Annotated in this window: 15 protein-coding genes; 7 read left to right on the top strand and 8 right to left on the bottom strand. The window is 58.5% G+C overall.

Features of this window, described 5'->3' with window-relative positions:
- A partial coding sequence (locus tag GHO41_RS18505; RefSeq protein WP_153434309.1) for a TonB-dependent receptor occupies positions 1 to 1,486 on the bottom strand: 1,486 nt, incomplete at its 3' end.
- Positions 1,487 to 1,641: 155 nt separating this feature from the next.
- Between GHO41_RS18505 and GHO41_RS18510 the strand changes: the two genes are divergently transcribed.
- A complete protein-coding gene (locus GHO41_RS18510; RefSeq protein WP_123750637.1) occupies positions 1,642 to 2,589 on the top strand; it encodes a LysR family transcriptional regulator in 948 nt (315 codons plus the stop codon).
- A gap of 101 nt (positions 2,590 to 2,690) precedes the next feature.
- The gene (locus tag GHO41_RS18515; protein WP_123750638.1) at positions 2,691 to 4,304 is read left to right on the top strand and encodes an alkaline phosphatase family protein; all 1,614 of its coding nucleotides are present in this window, start codon (positions 2,691 to 2,693) and stop codon (positions 4,302 to 4,304) included.
- Positions 4,305 to 4,426: 122 nt separating this feature from the next.
- Here the strand turns inward: GHO41_RS18515 and GHO41_RS18520 are convergent, their stop codons facing one another.
- Positions 4,427 to 5,332: a TauD/TfdA family dioxygenase gene (locus tag GHO41_RS18520; RefSeq protein WP_123750639.1), complete on the bottom strand. Its 906-nt coding sequence runs from the start codon at positions 5,330 to 5,332 to the stop codon at positions 4,427 to 4,429.
- A gap of 52 nt (positions 5,333 to 5,384) precedes the next feature.
- Complete coding sequence (locus tag GHO41_RS18525; protein ID WP_153434310.1) at positions 5,385 to 6,407, bottom strand: ABC transporter substrate-binding protein; 1,023 nt, start codon at positions 6,405 to 6,407, stop codon at positions 5,385 to 5,387.
- 307 nt (positions 6,408 to 6,714) lie between these two features.
- Between GHO41_RS18525 and GHO41_RS18530 the strand changes: the two genes are divergently transcribed.
- From GHO41_RS18530 to GHO41_RS18540, 3 genes are all read left to right on the top strand, one after another.
- Positions 6,715 to 8,313: an ABC transporter permease gene (locus GHO41_RS18530; protein WP_153434311.1), complete on the top strand. Its 1,599-nt coding sequence runs from the start codon at positions 6,715 to 6,717 to the stop codon at positions 8,311 to 8,313.
- On the top strand, positions 8,310 to 9,125 hold the full coding sequence (locus GHO41_RS18535) for an ABC transporter ATP-binding protein (RefSeq protein WP_153391020.1): 816 nt from the start codon (positions 8,310 to 8,312) through the stop codon (positions 9,123 to 9,125). The genes GHO41_RS18530 and GHO41_RS18535 overlap by 4 nt, the downstream gene beginning before the upstream one ends.
- 116 nt (positions 9,126 to 9,241) lie before the next feature.
- Positions 9,242 to 9,721 carry a DUF962 domain-containing protein gene (locus GHO41_RS18540; protein WP_153434312.1) on the top strand — a complete coding sequence of 160 codons (480 nt, stop codon included), beginning with the start codon at positions 9,242 to 9,244 and terminating at the stop codon, positions 9,719 to 9,721.
- Between the two features lie 26 nt (positions 9,722 to 9,747).
- Here the strand turns inward: GHO41_RS18540 and GHO41_RS18545 are convergent, their stop codons facing one another.
- Both GHO41_RS18545 and GHO41_RS18550 read right to left on the bottom strand, forming a co-directional pair.
- Positions 9,748 to 10,392, bottom strand: coding sequence for an HAD family hydrolase (locus tag GHO41_RS18545; RefSeq protein WP_153434313.1), 645 nt, complete (start codon positions 10,390 to 10,392; stop codon positions 9,748 to 9,750).
- 22 nt (positions 10,393 to 10,414) lie between these two features.
- Positions 10,415 to 10,963 carry a gamma carbonic anhydrase family protein gene (locus GHO41_RS18550; protein WP_048372587.1) on the bottom strand — a complete coding sequence of 183 codons (549 nt, stop codon included), beginning with the start codon at positions 10,961 to 10,963 and terminating at the stop codon, positions 10,415 to 10,417.
- A gap of 171 nt (positions 10,964 to 11,134) precedes the next feature.
- On the opposite strand from GHO41_RS18550, the gene prlC reads away from it, so the two are divergent.
- Both prlC and GHO41_RS18560 read left to right on the top strand, forming a co-directional pair.
- A complete protein-coding gene (gene prlC, locus GHO41_RS18555) occupies positions 11,135 to 13,186 on the top strand; it encodes an oligopeptidase A (RefSeq protein ID WP_371928975.1) in 2,052 nt (683 codons plus the stop codon).
- On the top strand, positions 13,183 to 13,461 hold the full coding sequence (locus GHO41_RS18560) for a YheV family putative zinc ribbon protein (RefSeq protein WP_048372583.1): 279 nt from the start codon (positions 13,183 to 13,185) through the stop codon (positions 13,459 to 13,461). The genes prlC and GHO41_RS18560 overlap by 4 nt, the downstream gene beginning before the upstream one ends.
- 54 nt (positions 13,462 to 13,515) lie before the next feature.
- On the opposite strand, the gene GHO41_RS18565 is transcribed toward GHO41_RS18560, so the two are convergent.
- From GHO41_RS18565 to GHO41_RS18575, 3 genes are read right to left on the bottom strand one after another with little or no spacing between them, the layout of a single operon-like run.
- Positions 13,516 to 14,460, bottom strand: a complete 945-nt coding sequence (locus tag GHO41_RS18565; RefSeq protein ID WP_153327910.1) for a phosphatidate cytidylyltransferase — start codon at positions 14,458 to 14,460, stop codon at positions 13,516 to 13,518.
- The gene (locus GHO41_RS18570) at positions 14,457 to 15,056 is read right to left on the bottom strand and encodes a 1-acyl-sn-glycerol-3-phosphate acyltransferase (RefSeq protein WP_153327908.1); all 600 of its coding nucleotides are present in this window, start codon (positions 15,054 to 15,056) and stop codon (positions 14,457 to 14,459) included. Before GHO41_RS18570 ends, GHO41_RS18565 begins: the two co-directional genes overlap by 4 nt.
- Positions 15,043 to 15,675, bottom strand: a complete 633-nt coding sequence (locus GHO41_RS18575; protein WP_048387198.1) for a CDP-alcohol phosphatidyltransferase family protein — start codon at positions 15,673 to 15,675, stop codon at positions 15,043 to 15,045. The genes GHO41_RS18570 and GHO41_RS18575 overlap by 14 nt, the downstream gene beginning before the upstream one ends.
- Positions 15,676 to 15,808 lie beyond the last annotated feature (133 nt).

Consider the following 15,808-nt stretch of genomic DNA (forward strand, 5'->3'; position numbering starts at 1 on the left):
CTGCTGCGGCGCCGGTGACAGCCGCCCCGCCGACGGGCGCATTGCGTGTCACCCACGCGCTTTTCTCTTCATACGTGCCGCGCAGCCCGGCTGTGAAATCCAGCTGCGGCGTCAGGTGCCACGTGCCTTGGGCAAACAGCGCAAAACTGTTGGTCGAAATGTGGCCGTTGCCCACGGTGTTCACGTCCGCCAAGGCACCCGTTGCTGTGCCATTCCAGATGTCAGCCTTGGGGCCGTAATAGGTGAAGGATTTGTTGTCCAGGTCGGAGCCGAAGTAGTAAGCCCCCGCCACGTAATCGAAGAAGCCGCCGGTCGGCGAAGCGATTCGAAACTCCTGCGACCACTGTTTGTCATTCACTGACACGCCTGCGTTGTAAGCCGCCGGTACGTCCAGGCCGTCGTCGTTGCGCGGGGTGAAATCCCACCAGCGGTAGGAGGTGATCGAGGTCAGCGTGTAATCACTGGGCAGTGTCCAGTTGGCCTCAAGCGAGGTGCCGCCTTGAAACACGGTGACCGATTGCTGGTTGTCGAGATTGACCTTGCGGTGCGAGCCGTCGACCAGCGTGGCCCCGGCTGCGGCAGCGCGTGTTTCGTATCGGTTAACGCCATTAATGGTCGGCCCGGTACTGAACAGCGTGCGGGTGCCCGCGCTGGAATCCTCTTCGTTGTAGTCGCCGATCCAGCGCAGGTTGAACGTCTCGCTGGGCTTGTACAGCAGTTGCCCGCGAAACCCTTCGCGTGCGCCGCCGTTGAGTTTATGGCCGTCGAATTCGTTTTTGATGTCGCCATCGCTGCGGGTTCGGTAGGCCGAAAAACGCCCGGCCAGCTCATCGGTGAGCGGCCCGGAAATCGTCCCCTTGGTCTGGAAATACCCGTCCTCGCCCACTGACGTTTCGATGCTGCGCTCGGGGGTAAAGGTCGGCGCACGGGTGGTGATATTGATCACCCCTGCGGTGGTGTTTTTGCCGAACAACGTGCCTTGCGGGCCGCGCAGTACATCCAGTTGCTCGATGTCCATCAAGTCAAACACCGCCATGCCCGGACGCCCCAAGTACACGTTGTCGATGTACAGCCCCACGCTGCCTTCCAGGCCATCGCTGGCCGGGTTATTGCCCAGCCCGCGAATCGACACACTGGATTGGCGGGCATGCATGTAGGCGACGTTGACGCTGGGCACCAGTTGCTGCAAATCCTGAATCCGGTAAACGCGCTGGGTTTCGAGGGTCTGGCCGCTGATCACACTCATTGGTGTGGGCACGTTTTGCGCGCTTTCTTCACGGCGTCGAGCCGTCACGGTCACGGTTTTCAACTGGCTGTCATCGGCTTTGGCCGGTGCGGTTTTGGTGACGGGAGCGGCGTCCACGGCGGTTTGGTTTTCATCGGCCAGTGCCATCGAGCCCGTGGTGCAGCCCGCCAGAAATAGCGCCATCGGCAGGCGTTTAAAACGCCTTGAAGGGAACGGTAGGGCTTGCTGGGATTGGCTCATGGGCGGCTCCTGGTCGACGAAATACACAACCTTGTATATTCCTAATAGTTATTTGTTTATGTTTTTACAGATATTTACTGCATAAGAGATTGCCTTTATAAGGAGTCCATCGAATGCATAGCCAATGCATTTCCCCGATATTTTTGATGTGAAAAATGCATATCGACCTGCGCCAACTTCGTCACTTCATCGCCCTCGCCGAGCAGCGCAGTTTTGTTGCGGGCGCGCAGGCGGTAAACCTCTCGCAATCGGCATTCAGCCGCAGCATTCAGGCGCTGGAACACAGCGTGGGTTGCTCGTTGGTGGACCGTGGGCGCAAGGACCTGGCGCCCACCAAGCAAGGCCAGTTGCTGCTTGAGCACGCGCGGCGACTGGTCAGTGGCGCCCGGCAACTGACTAACGAGATCAACCAGTTCAATAGCCTGGAAAGCGGTGAGGTGTTGTTCGGGTGCGGTCCGGCGCCTGCTTCGGGGTTAGTGCCCAAAGCCATCGGACGTTTTATCGGGCGTTACCCGAAGGCGCGGGTGAATTTTCAGGTCGATGATTGGCAAAGCCTGAGCAAGCGCATGCTCAACGAAGAGTTCGAGTTTTTCATCGCCGATACCCGAAATTTCGAAGCCGATCCGGCGTACTTAACCCAGCGCTTGCGTCCGCGGCGCTGGTTTTTTTGCTGCCGCGCAGGCCACCCGCTGGCCCAACGCATCAGCGTCAGCGCCGAAGAACTGTTGAGTTATCCACTGGCCGTGACCATCCGCCCGCCTAACCTGCGCAAAGTGCTGGTGCAGTTAAGTGGACGCCAGGACTACGCGCCGAATGTGGAATGCGAAAGCCCGTTCAGCCTCATGAGCGTGGTGCTGAGCAGCGATGCCATCGGTATTTGCGGCGCCTACAGTGACGTTTTTTTGTACGCCAAGGGCGACCTGGTGCGCATTGAGGTCGACGAACTGGCCCAAGACCAGGACGCGCTCTACACCCGCTATGGCATCGTCAACCGCTCATCGACCCGCCTCTCGCCCTTGGCCCAGGCCATGATTGATGAAATCAAACAACTGGATAACAGCGACGACCACGATGTGTGTGGATTGGAGAATTTCGCGATTTAACGGCATGCGCGTTGTGCATCAAACCCATTCACCAAATGCGCTTGTCGCGCGCGGCGCGCTCGCGCGAAATCGGTCATCTGATCTGCCAAAGGTGAACCTTCATGCCACAGCTGCAACCCATCAAAAACGTGCTGTACATCATGTGCGACCAACTGCGTCGCGATTATTTGTCGTGCTACGGCCATCCGCATTTGCACACGCCCAATATCGACCGCCTAGCCGCGGCTGGCGTGCGTTTCAGCCGGGCCTATACCCAAGGCACGATTTGCGGCCCGTCGCGCATGTCGGCGTACACCGGGCGTTATGTCAGCAGCCATCAGGTGGCCTGGAACGCGGTGCCGTTGCCGCTGGAGGAGCTGACCTTGGGCGATTACCTGCGCCCCCACGGGATTCGTACTGCGCTGGTGGGTAAAACCCACGCCACGGCCAACGTCGATGCCTTACAGCGTTTGGCGATTGACCCGAACAGTCAGCAAGCCGAAATCTTCAATGAAGTGGGCTTTGAGGCCTACGCCCGCCACGACGGCATTTACCCTGACAGCCCGCTGTTTGACGACAAGCGCGACTCAGCGCCTTACACCCAGTATTTAAAGGACTTGGGTTACGACGGTGCCAACCCGTGGCATGACTGGGCCAACGCGGGTGCGGGGGCAGATGGCGAAGTGCTCAGCGGCTGGAAAATGCGCAACGCGCACTTGCCGGCACGGGTGCAGGAACAGCATTCGGAAACAGTGTTCACCACCGACCGCGCCATCGACTTTATCCAGGAGCAAGGCGAGCAGCCGTGGTGCCTGCATTTGTCGTACATCAAGCCGCATTGGCCCTATATCGCCCCGGCGCCGTATCACGCGCTGTATGGCGCAGAGCAGGTGCTGGCGCCGATTCGCCCGAGTGCGGGCAAAGCCAGCGACCACCCGGTGTACAACGCGTTTCGCCAGCACGAAGAGAGCCAGAACTTTTCGCGGGACGAGGTGCGTTTGAATGTGATTCCGACGTACATGGGGCTGATCAAGCAGGTCGATGATCAATTGGGGCGGCTGTTTGACCTGCTGCAAAGCACGGGGCGCTGGGACGACACGCTGATTGTGTTCACCAGTGACCACGGCGACTTTTTGGGTGATCACTTTTTAGGCGAAAAAGAGTTTTTGCTGGAGCCTGCGGTGGGCGTACCGCTGATCGTGCGTGACCCGCGTGCGGCGGCAGATGTGACGCGTGGCACGGTCGATCAACGCCTGGCGGAAACCATTGATGCCCTGCCGACCTTTTTGCAGGCGCTGGGGGTGACGGGGGCTGAGCACCGGTTGGAGGGTCGCTCGCTGATTCCGTTACTGCATGGGCAAACGCCTGCGTGGCGCGAGTACGCGATCAGTGAATACGACTACGCGTTTCAGGCCCCGGCACGTGAGCGCTTGGGCCAACCGATTGATCGCTGCCGCATGACCATGGTGCGCAGTGAGCGCTGGAAATACCTGGCGTATGACGGTTTTCGCCCGCAGCTGTTTGACGTGCACAATGACCCGCAGGAGTTGACTGACTTGGGTGAGGACCCGGCCTATGCCGCAGTGCGTGAGCAGCACATGGGGTATTTGTTTGACTGGCTGCGCGGGTTGAAGCGCCGCACCACCATCAGCCATCAGGAAGTGGATCGTCGGGCAGAGAGCTTTCGGTATGGCGAGCCAGAGGTTGAGAAGGTGGTGCAGATCGGGGTGTGGTAAGCCCCGCATGTGGGAGCGGGCTTGCCCGCGAGGGGGCGACGCGGTTTAACAGAAAAACCGCATCGCCTGCATCGCTGGCAAGCCAGGCTCCCACAGAGGTATACCTCGCAGTTTGTATTGGGCTACACGCCTTTTGTGGTCTGGCTGCGGTGCCCTTGCACGCTAACTGGCACATCGCCCTGCAAGGTCACACGGCGCACGATGCGGTCTTGGGTGCCGTAGTCGTCGATGGCGTAATGCTGGGTCGAGCGGTTGTCCCAGATCGCGACGTCACCCGTATTCCAGCGCCAGCGCACGGTGTTTTCCAAACGCGTCACGTGGCTTTGCAGCAGGTTGAACAGGTGCGCCGAATCAGACGGCGAATAGCCCTTGATGCGTTTCACAAAATGCCCTAGCACCAAACTCTTCTCACCACTCACCGGGTGCACACGCACCACTGGATGCTCGGTTTCATACACGGTTGAGGTGAAAACCTTGCGGTATTGCTCAATCTTTTCTGGCGAGACATCCGGCTTGGCGCTCGCGTAGTCGTATTCGTTGCTGTGCACAGCCCACAGGTTGTCGGCCAGATCTTGCAGGTTTTTAGGCAGTTTGGCGTACGCGCTGGCGGTGTTGGCCCACACCGTATCGCCGCCCGATGCCGGGGCCAGTACAGAGCGCAGTACCGACGCTTTGGGGTACGCGTCAACGAAGGTCACGTCGGTGTGCCACGAGTTGGCGCGCTGGCCCTGGGCGCCGTCCAGTTCCATCAAAAAGCGCGTGCCGTCACGCACGGGCACGGTGGGGTGAGCAATCGGGTCGCCGAGCAGTTGCGCGAAGGCTTCCTGGCTTTGGTCATCGAGGTGAGTCTGGTCGCGGAAGAAAATCACTTTGTGGGTCAGCAACGCCTGTTGAATCGCGTCGACGGTGCTGGCGTCCAGATCGCCCGACAGTTTGATCCCGCGGATCTCGGCGCCGATGCGTCCGGCCACCGGGTGTATTTCAAGTGTTTGAACGTCTGGTTTTACGGCTAAAGCGGCAGTGCTCATTGGATGACCCTCATTGTTTTGACGGCTTACGGTTTGAGTGCGACGAAAAGGCTTAGCGGGAGGCGGCCGCCAGCGGCGGTGTGACCCATTCGCTGACCTGGAACGGTTTGCGGATCAGGCGTTGCTCGGCGGCCAGGGTGACGGAGTCCTGTAATTTGCCGAGGAACACCGGGTCGAGTTGCGAGACGAAGATTTCGCTGAATTGCTGATCTTGCGTGTCTTTTTCAAGGATGTGCGCCGGGTAGCTGGCAAGCCCGGAGACCAGCGCGATGTAGGCCGGTTTGTTGGCGTCGTTGGTCAGCCATTGCACGCCTTGCTCCTGGGCTTTAAGCAGTTTGGCCACGGCTTGCGGGTGGGCATCGACGAAGGCGCCCGAGGCCACCAGCACGCTTTGCACGCTGCCCGCGTTGTTCAGGTCTTTGGTGTTCAGCGGGATGTCTGCCAGGCCTTTGGACTGCAACGAACTCAAGTTGGAGCCGCCCCACGAGGCGTCGATTTGTTTGGCGGCCAGCGCGGCCACTGAAGCGTTGAAGTCCAGGTTGATGACTTTGAGGTCTTTCTCGGTCAGGCCCACGCTGGCCAGCGCGGCGTCAAACGACAGTTGGGTAGCGGTGCCGCGAAACAACCCGACCCGTTTGCCTTTGAGGTCTTGCAGGGTTTTGATCCCCGAACCCGGCACCACGGCCAAATACTGTTTGTTGTCGCGTGCGGCGGCACTCAACAGGCGCGTGTCCAGGCCATTGGCTTTACCGATGATGGCGGCCAGGTCACCCAGGTAAGCGAAATCGACCTGGCCGTTGGCGAAGGCCTCGTTGATGACCGGGCCAGCGCCTTTGAAGTACTTCCATTCAATGGTGACGCCGTCGTCGGCGAAGGCTTTTTCCAGCAACTGCTGGCTGCGCAGCACGTCGCTGATCCCGCCGCCGCTGTGTTGGCTGCCCGCGCTGAGGTCGGGTACGGCGATGCGGATTTGCTTTAAGTCATCGGCGTGGCCCAGCAATGGCAAGCAGCCCAGCAAGCCCGCTAAGGCAGGCGCGGCCAGGCGGCGAAAGGCGTGTTTGAGAGGGATTGACATGGGGGCAGCTCCTGAATACGGCGGGCATTGAGGAGCAAAAAGTAGGCATAAGATGTAGCGAAGAATAAATACTAAAAGCTCACAATTTAGTAACTAAAAGGAATAAGCGTTCTAGTCTGCGGCTGTCGGCCTGATATGCATAAGCCGCACTGAAAATATTCATTTAATGCATTGGCAGCGGGTCTCAAGACACGGCATAAAGGACGTCTTTATCTCTTATAGATATGAATATCAATATTTATAGATCAAACGGGAATATAAATAGAACGTTTGGTTGCGCCCGCACAACCGACAACGGAGGTCTGCGATGGCTAAAGTTTCGCTGCTCAATTTGCCTTTGGCTGCCCCAGCGTTGGGTGTGAAGGCTTGGTTACCCAACGTCAGTCAGCGCGCACTGCCGTGGCTATTGCCAATAGGCCTTTTTTTTCTATGGTGGTTGGCCGCTCGCGAGCAATGGATGAGCGAGCAGATTTTGCCGCCGCCTTCGCTGGTCTGGCAAAGCGCGCTGGAGTTGGGCGCGGGTGAGCTGTGGGGGCATTTGGCGATCAGCCTGCAACGTCTGTTTTTTGGTTTGCTGGTCGGCGTCGGTATAGGCGCGGTGCTGGGCGCCACGCTGGGCTTGAGCCGTGTGGCGCAGCGGCTGGTTTTGCCGACCTTCAGCGCATTGGCGCAAGTGCCCACCTTGGCCTGGATTCCGCTGTTCATGGTGTTTTTTGGCATCGGTGAAGTGCTCAAGCTGGTGGTGCTGATCAAGGCAATTGTGGTGCCCATTACCTTGCACACGCTGGTTGCGGTGCGCGATGCCCAGCCCAAGTTGCGTGAAGCCGCGCAGGTGCTGCGCTTGCCGCTGCACCTTAAAGTTCGCCGACTGATCGTGCCCGCCGCCCTGCCCGGTTTTATGGCCGGTTTGCGTCTGGCGCTGGCGGCTGGCTGGACCTCGTTGCTGGCTGTGGAGTTGCTGGCCTCCAGCGAAGGTGTCGGCTACTTGATGGTCTATGCGCGGCAGTTGTTCATGCTCGATATTGTGTTTGTGTGCATCGTGGTGATTGGTGTGATCGGCGTCTCGATGGATCGCGGCATTGGCTGGCTGGATCAAAAGCTGGTGCATTGGCCGCATGCGGCGACCGCGCAATTGACCCTTGGCCCGCGTTCGACTGGCTGGCAGCGTCTGCAATCAGTGTGGTTGCCGCTGCTTCTGCTGGCGCTGTGGCAAGTCGCGGTGACGCAAGCATGGGTCGACCCGCAGATTCTGTTGAGCCCATGGGCAGTGGTGCACAGCACCTGGAGCGGCCTGGTCGACGGCAGCTTGCCGACCTCGATGGCTTTGAGCCTCAAGCGCACCTTGGGTGGTTTGTTGTTGGGCGGCGGTTTGGGTTTTGTCTTTGGCGTGGTACTGGGGTTGTCGTCGACCAGCGAACGGTTGTTGGGGCCGAGCCTGTCGGCGCTGCGCCAGATTGCGATTTTTGCGTGGGTACCTTTACTCACGGCATGGTTTGGCCTGGGCGAGTTGTCGAAGTGGGTTTTCGTCGCCCTGGCCGCTTTTTTCCCGCTGTTTATTGCCACCCAACGCAGTGTGGCCAACCTTTCGCCGCAGTTGCGTGAAGCGGCGCAGGTGATGCGCCTGAGTCTGTGGCAACGCTTGCGCCTGCTGGTCTTGCCGGGTGCCGCGCCGGGGATCTTTGCCGGGCTGCGTCTGAGCCTGATCTACGCCTGGCTGGGCACCATCGGCGCGGAATACTTTATGCCGTCCAATGGTGGCATCGGCAGCCTGATGATCGGCGCCCAACAACTGCTGCGCATGGACACCATCCTCAGCGGCATGCTGTTGGTGGGCCTGACCGGCGCCCTGCTGAACCTGATTGGCCAACGCCTCGAAACCCGCGCAACCCGCTGGAGAAATGTATGAACGCACCTATCGTCAGTTTTAATCAGGTCGGTAAATCCTTCGAAGTGGACGGCCTGGAACTGGAAGCCATACGCGATTTCAATTTGCAGATTGCGCAAGGTGAGTTTGTCGCCATTGTCGGCTCCAGCGGTTGCGGCAAGTCGACCTTGCTGCGTTTGCTGGTGGGGCTCGACACTGAGTTTCGCGGCTCGATTGAAGTGGATGGCAAGGCCGTCAACGGCGTGGGCAGCGAGCGTGGGATCGTGTTTCAGGAACACCGTCTGTTCCCGTGGTTGAGCGTTGAAGACAACATTGGCCTGGGGCTGGTGAATGAACCGCTGACTGCGGCCGAGCGTCAGCAGCGGGTCGCGGCGTTTATTGAACTGGTGGGCTTGAAAGACTTCGCCCGGGCGTTCCCGCATCAGTTGTCCGGCGGCATGGCGCAGCGCGTAGCGATTGCTCGCGGGCTGGTGGCCAGCCCACGGATTTTGCTGTTGGATGAGCCGTTTGGGGCGCTGGATGCCTTGACCCGCCAGCAAATGCAGGACGAACTGCTGGCGATTCGCGAGCGGGCCAAAATCACCACCGTGCTGGTGACGCATGACGTCGAAGAGGCGATTTTTCTGGCTGACCGCGTGGTGGTGCTGGAACCGCGGCCGGGGCGGATCAAGCAAGTGGTCAACATCGACCTGCCCCATCCGCGTCATCGCAGCAGTTTTGAGTTTCATCAACTGCGTGAAGAGCTGCTGCATGAATTGACCCGTGAAGGGCCTTATCAGCCGCTGGCGCGCGAGCAGATTCGTGATTTGCCGCTGGCGTTTATTGCCTGCTGAGTGGGTCGGATGCTGTGGGGGCGATGGAGGGGGCTTCAAGAAAACGGGTTGCTGTGCAACCCTTCGCAGCCTTCGGCAGCGACTACAATCAGCTTTTTACCCCAAGAGCTTGCGCCATGAAAAGCCTGGTTGATCATCTGAGCCAATACGCCGCTTACCACCGTGACAAACGCAATATCGTTAGCCACTTTGTGGGCATCCCGTTGATTGTGATTGCCGTGGCGGTGCTGTTGTCGCGACCGCAATGGGCGGGCATTTCACCTGCGGTGTTGGTGATGATCGCCAGTGCGGTGTTTTACCTGCGCCTTGAACTGCGCCTGGGGTTATTAATGACCATGTTGCTGGGGCTTGCGGTGTGGCTAGGGCACACCTTGGCGGCGCTGAGCACGGGCGCGTGGCTGAGCTGGGGGGTTGGGCTGTTTGTAGTCGGCTGGGTGATCCAGTTTGTGGGGCATTACTACGAAGGGCGCAAGCCTGCGTTTATCGACGACGTAACCGGGCTGATTGTCGGGCCGTTGTTTGTGGTGGTGGAGTTGGGTTTTCTGCTGGGCTGGCGCCAGGATTTGCAGCGCGAAATCGACGCACGAATCGTGTAGGAGCGAGCAAGCCCGCTCCAACCGGTTTATCTAAACGCCTGGTGCAGCTGTGCCAGCGTCTCAAAGTGGTAGGTGGGCGCGTGTGCGCTCAGCTCTTCGAAGCTGCCAAAGCCGTAGCCCACGGCCGCCGCGTCCAGGCCGTTGTGGCTGGCGCCGATGAGGTCGTGCTTGCGGTCGCCGATCATCAGGGTCTGCGCCGGGTCCAGCTTTTCTTCGGCCATCAGGTGAGCAATCAGCTCGACCTTGTTGGTGCGCGTGCCGTCGAGCTCGCTGCCGTAAATCACTTTAAAGTGCTTGGCGAAGTCAAAGTGCCGGGCGATTTCGCGGGCGTAGATTTGCGGCTTCGAGGTGGCGATGAACAGCTGGCGGCCTTGGCCCACCAGTTCTTCAAGCAGCGGCGTAATACCCTCAAACACCTGATTTTCGTACAGGCCTTTGACCGAGAAACGCTCACGGTAAAAGCCCACGGCTTCCCATGCCTGGGCTTCGCTGAAGCCGTAAAACTCGATAAAGGCTTGCAGCAACGGCGGGCCGATAAAGTGTTCGAGTTTGCGCAGATCTGGCTCATCAATGCCCATTTTGCTCAATCCATACTGGATTGAACGGGTGATGCCTTCGCGTGGGTCGGTTAGGGTGCCGTCGAGGTCGAACAATACGTTTTGATACTGCATGCAGGGCTCCAAAATAGGCGGCTTAAACGGGCTGGTCGTAGCCTTCGGCCAAGTGCTGGTCTTTGAGTTTTACGTAGTTGCCAGCGCTGTAGGTAAAAAAGGCTTTCTCTTTTTCAGTCAGTTCACGCACTTGTTTGACCGGGCTGCCCACATACAAAAAGCCGCTTTGCAGGCGCTTGCCCGGAGGCACCAGGCTGCCCGCGCCCACGATCACGTCGTCTTCAATCACCGCCCCGTCCATCACGATGCTGCTCATGCCGATCAAAATCCGGCTGCCCACGGTGCAGCCATGCAGCATGACCTTGTGCGCGATGGTCACGTCATCGCCGATCAGCAGCGGGAAACCTTCAGGGTTGAACGGCCCGGCGTGGGTGATGTGCAGCACGCAGCCGTCTTGCACGCTGGTGCGCGCACCGATGCGGATGCGGTGCATATCGCCGCGAATCACGGTCAATGGCCAGATCGAACTGTCGGCGCCGATCTCGACGTCGCCAATCACCACGGCCGAACGGTCGACAAAGGCGCGCTCGCCCACGGTAGGTGTGTGCTGCTGGAACGGACGGATGGACACAAATAGCTTCCTTCTTTAGCAGTAATAGGGCGTTACAGGGCTGCGGTAACGGTCGATTGTAATTAAGATGGCCAAAGGTCTGCTGACGTTTCATTACAACGAGGTGAGTGGTTCAGTTTTTGCAATGAAACCTCAACAGATCTTCACTTTCTTCTAGCCAAGGTGCCAAACGTGAGCGAGAAAAACCCTCTATTGCAGCCCTACGACCTGCCGCCGTTTTCGGCGATCCGTCCTGAGCACGTCCAGCCGGCCATCGAGCAGATCCTCGCGGACAACCGTGCTGGCATTCAAAAGATCCTCGCCGATCAAGGCAAGAACCCGACGTGGGCCGGTCTGGTGCTGGCGATGGATGAGTTGAACGACCGTCTGGGCGCTGCCTGGAGCCCGGTCAGCCACTTGAACGCGGTGTGCAACAGCACTGAACTGCGTGAAGCTTACGAGGCGTGCTTGCCTGCATTGAGCGCCTACTCCACCGAGATGGGCCAGAACCGTGAGCTGTTCCAGGCCTTCGAAGCCTTGGCCCACAGCTCGCAAGTGGCTGACTTTGATCAGGCACAAAAGACCATTCTTGAACACTCGCTGCGCGATTTCCGCTTGTCGGGTATTGATCTGCCAGAAGCCGAGCAGAAGCGCTACGCCGAAGTGCAGAGCAAACTGTCCGAGCTGGGCAGCAAGTTCTCCAACCAGTTGCTGGACGCGACCCAGGCCTGGACCAAGCACATCACCGACGAAGCTGCGCTGGCAGGCCTGACCGAATCGGCCAAGGCGCAAATGGCCGCGGCTGCACAGGCTAAAGGGCTGGATGGCTGGTTGATCTCGCTCGAGTTCCCAAGCTACTACCCGGTCATGACCTACGCCGAAGACCGCGCTCTGCGCGAAGAAGTCTACGCCGCCTACTGCACCCGCGCGTCGGACCAAGGCCCGAATGCCGGTCAGTTTGATAACGGTCCGGTGATGGAACAGATCCTCGACCTGCGTCAGGAACTGGCCAAGTTGCTGGGTTTTGGCAGCTTTGCCGAGCTGAGCCTGGCCACCAAAATGGCTGAAACGCCGGATCAGGTGCTGACCTTCCTGCGTGACCTGGCCAAGCGCACCAAGCCGTTTGCGGCGCGTGACCTTGAGCAACTGCAAGCCTATGCCAGCGAGCAAGGCTGCGACGAACTGAAAAGCTGGGACACCGGTTTCTTCGGCGAAAAACTGCGCGAGCAGCGTTACAGCGTGTCGCAAGAAGCCCTGCGCGCCTACTTCCCGATCGACAAAGTGCTGGATGGCTTGTTCGCCATCGTGCATCGCCTGTACGGCATCGACATTGCTGAAATCAAAGGCTTCGACACCTGGCATCCCGATGTTCGCCTGTTCGAAATCAAAGAAAACGGCCAGCACATCGGGCGTTTCTTCTTTGACCTGTACGCCCGCGCCAACAAGCGCGGTGGTGCCTGGATGGACGGCGCCCGTGACCGTCGCCGCACCGCAGCCGGCGAGCTGCAAAGCCCGGTAGCCAACCTGGTGTGTAACTTCACCCCGGCCGTTGCGGGCAAGCCTGCACTGCTGACCCACGACGAAGTGACCACCCTGTTCCACGAGTTCGGTCATGGCCTGCACCACATGCTGACCGAGATCGAACACGCAGGCGTGTCCGGTATCAACGGCGTGGCGTGGGATGCGGTCGAGCTGCCAAGCCAGTTCATGGAAAACTGGTGCTGGGAGCCGGAAGGCCTGGCGCTGATCTCCGGCCACTATGAAACCGGCGAAGCGCTGCCAAAAGACCTGCTGGATAAAATGCTCGCGGCCAAGAACTTCCAGTCCGGCCTGATGATGGTGCGTCAGCTGGAGTTCTCGCTGTTTGACTTCGAACTGCACGCCACCCACGGCGATGGCCGCAGCGTTGCCCAAGTGCTGGACGGCATCCGTGATGAGGTTTCGGTCATGCGCCCACCGGCGTACAACCGCTTCCCCAACAGCTTCGCGCACATCTTTGCAGGCGGTTACGCGGCGGGTTACTACAGCTACAAATGGGCTGAAGTGTTGTCGGCGGATGCGTTCTCGCGCTTTGAAGAAGAAGGCGTGTTCAACCCGCACACCGGCAAGGCATTCCGCCAGGCCATTCTGGCGCGCGGTGGCTCGCTGGCCCCAATGGAACTGTTCAAGGACTTCCGTGGCCGTGAGCCGTCGATTGACGCCTTGTTGCGCCACAGCGGCCTGACCGAGGACAAGGCAGCATGAGTGATGCACCGGTAAACGTGACAAAAAAGCGCTTTATCGCCGGGGCTGTCTGCCCGGCGTGCAGCGAGCCTGACAAGCTGATGATGTGGAACGAAAACGACGTGCCGCACCGCGAATGCGTGGCCTGCGGCTACTCCGACACGCTGAATGAGCAAGGTCTGTCGGTGCCCAAGGAATTGGGCACGCGGGTCAACACCTCGGCACTGAAAAAACCACCGACCCCGAACGTTCAGGCGGTGCAGTTCTTTCCCAATCCGAAGCTGAAAAAGCCTTAAAAGCTAAAAGCCTGTGGCGGCTGGCAGCGTATGCCTGCCGCCACAGGGCTTGCGCTATACCGAGAAAAAGTAGCGTGTCAGGTGAAAGAAGATCGGTGCTGCGAAGCAGACTGAATCCATCCTGTCGAGCATGCCGCCGTGCCCTTTGATCATGGTGCCCCAGTCCTTGGCACTTAAGCTTCGCTTGATGGCTGACATCACCAGCCCGCCCACGAAACCCATCACCACGATCACAAAAGCCATCATCAGTGATTGCCAGAAACTGAAGGGTGTCATCCAAAACATGCATCCGCCAATCAACGTCGCTGCCAAGCCTCCTCCTACGAGACCTTCCACGGTTTTTGAGGGGCTTACCAGCGGTGCTACTTTGTGCTTGCCGAAGAGTTTGCCAAACACGTATTGCAGGACATCACTTAACTGCACCACGAACATCAGATAGAACAGCAGCAGCGCGTTCTGTCCCTTAAAGCCTTCCAGATCCAGCATTAACAGGGCGGGAGCGTGACTGATGCAAAAAATACAAATCATCACACCCCACTGAATTTTTGCCGTGCGCTCCAAAAAGCACTCAGTGTCCTGGCTCAACACGGCAATGGCTGGCAACAGCAGAAACGCATAGACCGGAACCAACAGCGTAAACATTGAGTACCACTGGCAAGCGATCAGTGCATATTGCAGTGGGATAAGGACAAAAAAGGCGATAAACAGTGCGTTATGGTCTCCCCGCTTTGTGGGCGCCAAGGTAATGAACTCACGTAGAGCAAACAGTGAAATGAAACCGAAGAGAATGACCGTCGCATTACCGCCCAGCAGGTAAGACATAAAGAAGACGATCACCATGCCCCACCAGGCATTGACGCGCTGATTGAGGTTTTCAACCGTTGCCATGGCATTGTCAGTTTTGGTTCTGCTGGCCAATACATGACCGATCAACGAGGCGCTGGCCAATAGACCGACCAGCCCCGCAAAGAACCACAAAAACTTCGTTTCAAGCATCATTGCGACAACCTCACAATGGCGTCACGCGCTCGCTCCAGGAATAACGGTTTTTCTTCACCAATCATTTTTTGCAGCGGATTGCCGATCCGGATTGTGCAGATAATGGGCAGCGGGAAATGCTTGCCTTTGGGCATGGAGCGATGAAAATTTTCCAAATAGACAGGTACCAGATCGACATCAGGAAAGGTTTCGCTCAACCGGAACAGGCCCGATTTGAACTCGCCAGGCAGCGCCTGACAGGAGCGAGTCCCTTCCGGGAAAAAAATGATGGAGTGCCCCGCTTTCAACACGTCAAAGATGGGTTCAAGAAGGTTTTTATCCGCGCCGGATGTTCGATCAATCAGAACTGCATTCAGCCCTTTTTGTGAGATGTACGAGAGAAACGCATTTTTGCCCCAGTAGTCGGCGGCGGCCACCGGCCTTACGTTTACACGAGCATCGGCGGGTAAAGCGGCAATGATGGCCAGCGTGTCCATATGGCTGGTGTGGTTGGCAAAGTAGATGCGCTGGCGAGTGAGGTCTGGAGGGCTCTCCCAGCGGGCGGTGACACCGATCAGGACACGTAGAACAGACGTCAGTGCGTTACTGATCCACATGGTCGTTTTCCTTTAGCTGTCTGGCGATTGCGAGGGTTCGCGTCCCGCAGGTGATCAGCGAGCCGATAACAATGACGACCAGAGCGACCAATAGCGCCTTGTGTGTGCCGAAAGCGGCTGTTTCCGCGGCATTGATCAGGAGGGCTACGGTCATCAGGGCCATGCGGTGTTGTTTGGCCATTGGCCCGGCAAAACACTGCTTGAGGCCAATCGACCCGCCAAAAACCCGGACATACGCGGTGAGCGCAGCAGCCAATGCACCACACCAGCCAAGGTCCGAATAGCCGATGGCATAGCCAACACCGACGATGAGCACGCTATCGGCAATCCGGTCCGGAAATTCGTTGTAGAGACTTCCGAGGCGCGATTGTTTCCCACCCTCGATTGCCACCATCCCGTCCAAAAGATTGCACAGCAGACGCAATTGAATAGAGAGGGCACAGATGATCGATCCAACGACGCCGCTGTCCAGTATCAGCGCAGCGACACCTGACAGTGCAAAGACCACACTGGCCATGGAGATCTGATTGGGGGAAATATCTTTTTTAAGCAGGGCATCAGTGATGCCTGTTGCCCAGCCCGCAGAGCGGGCCTTGATGGGCCTTCGGTTTTCAGTCATGCGAGTCCTTGCAACTTGTCGTGGGAGATAAGTCGGACTCTAGGTGCGTAAAAACGATATTTATGTCGGAGCAGATGGGTAGCTTGCGAAGGATGAAGCCGAGAGTTTTGTAGGCCTTAACGCGATGACTGCT

It is taken from the genome of Pseudomonas sp. FSL R10-0399, from assembly GCF_009600165.1.
In the GTDB taxonomy this organism is placed as follows: Bacteria; Pseudomonadota; Gammaproteobacteria; order Pseudomonadales; family Pseudomonadaceae; genus Aquipseudomonas; species Aquipseudomonas helleri.

Bases quoted from the DNA above. Each gene is read 5' to 3' on its own strand.
- GHO41_RS18510 (WP_123750637.1), top strand. From the start codon at position 1,642: ATGCATATCGACCTGCGCCAACTTCGTCACTTCATCGCCCTCGCCGAG.
- GHO41_RS18515 (WP_123750638.1), top strand. From the start codon at position 2,691: ATGCCACAGCTGCAACCCATCAAAAACGTGCTGTACATCATGTGCGAC.
- GHO41_RS18520 (WP_123750639.1), bottom strand. From the start codon at position 5,332: ATGAGCACTGCCGCTTTAGCCGTAAAACCAGACGTTCAAACACTTGAA.
- GHO41_RS18525 (WP_153434310.1), bottom strand. From the start codon at position 6,407: ATGTCAATCCCTCTCAAACACGCCTTTCGCCGCCTGGCCGCGCCTGCC.
- GHO41_RS18530 (WP_153434311.1), top strand. From the start codon at position 6,715: ATGGCTAAAGTTTCGCTGCTCAATTTGCCTTTGGCTGCCCCAGCGTTG.
- GHO41_RS18535 (WP_153391020.1), top strand. From the start codon at position 8,310: ATGAACGCACCTATCGTCAGTTTTAATCAGGTCGGTAAATCCTTCGAA.
- GHO41_RS18540 (WP_153434312.1), top strand. From the start codon at position 9,242: ATGAAAAGCCTGGTTGATCATCTGAGCCAATACGCCGCTTACCACCGT.
- GHO41_RS18545 (WP_153434313.1), bottom strand. From the start codon at position 10,392: ATGCAGTATCAAAACGTATTGTTCGACCTCGACGGCACCCTAACCGAC.
- GHO41_RS18560 (WP_048372583.1), top strand. From the start codon at position 13,183: ATGAGTGATGCACCGGTAAACGTGACAAAAAAGCGCTTTATCGCCGGG.
- GHO41_RS18565 (WP_153327910.1), bottom strand. From the start codon at position 14,460: ATGATGCTTGAAACGAAGTTTTTGTGGTTCTTTGCGGGGCTGGTCGGT.
- GHO41_RS18570 (WP_153327908.1), bottom strand. From the start codon at position 15,056: ATGTGGATCAGTAACGCACTGACGTCTGTTCTACGTGTCCTGATCGGT.
- GHO41_RS18575 (WP_048387198.1), bottom strand. From the start codon at position 15,675: ATGACTGAAAACCGAAGGCCCATCAAGGCCCGCTCTGCGGGCTGGGCA.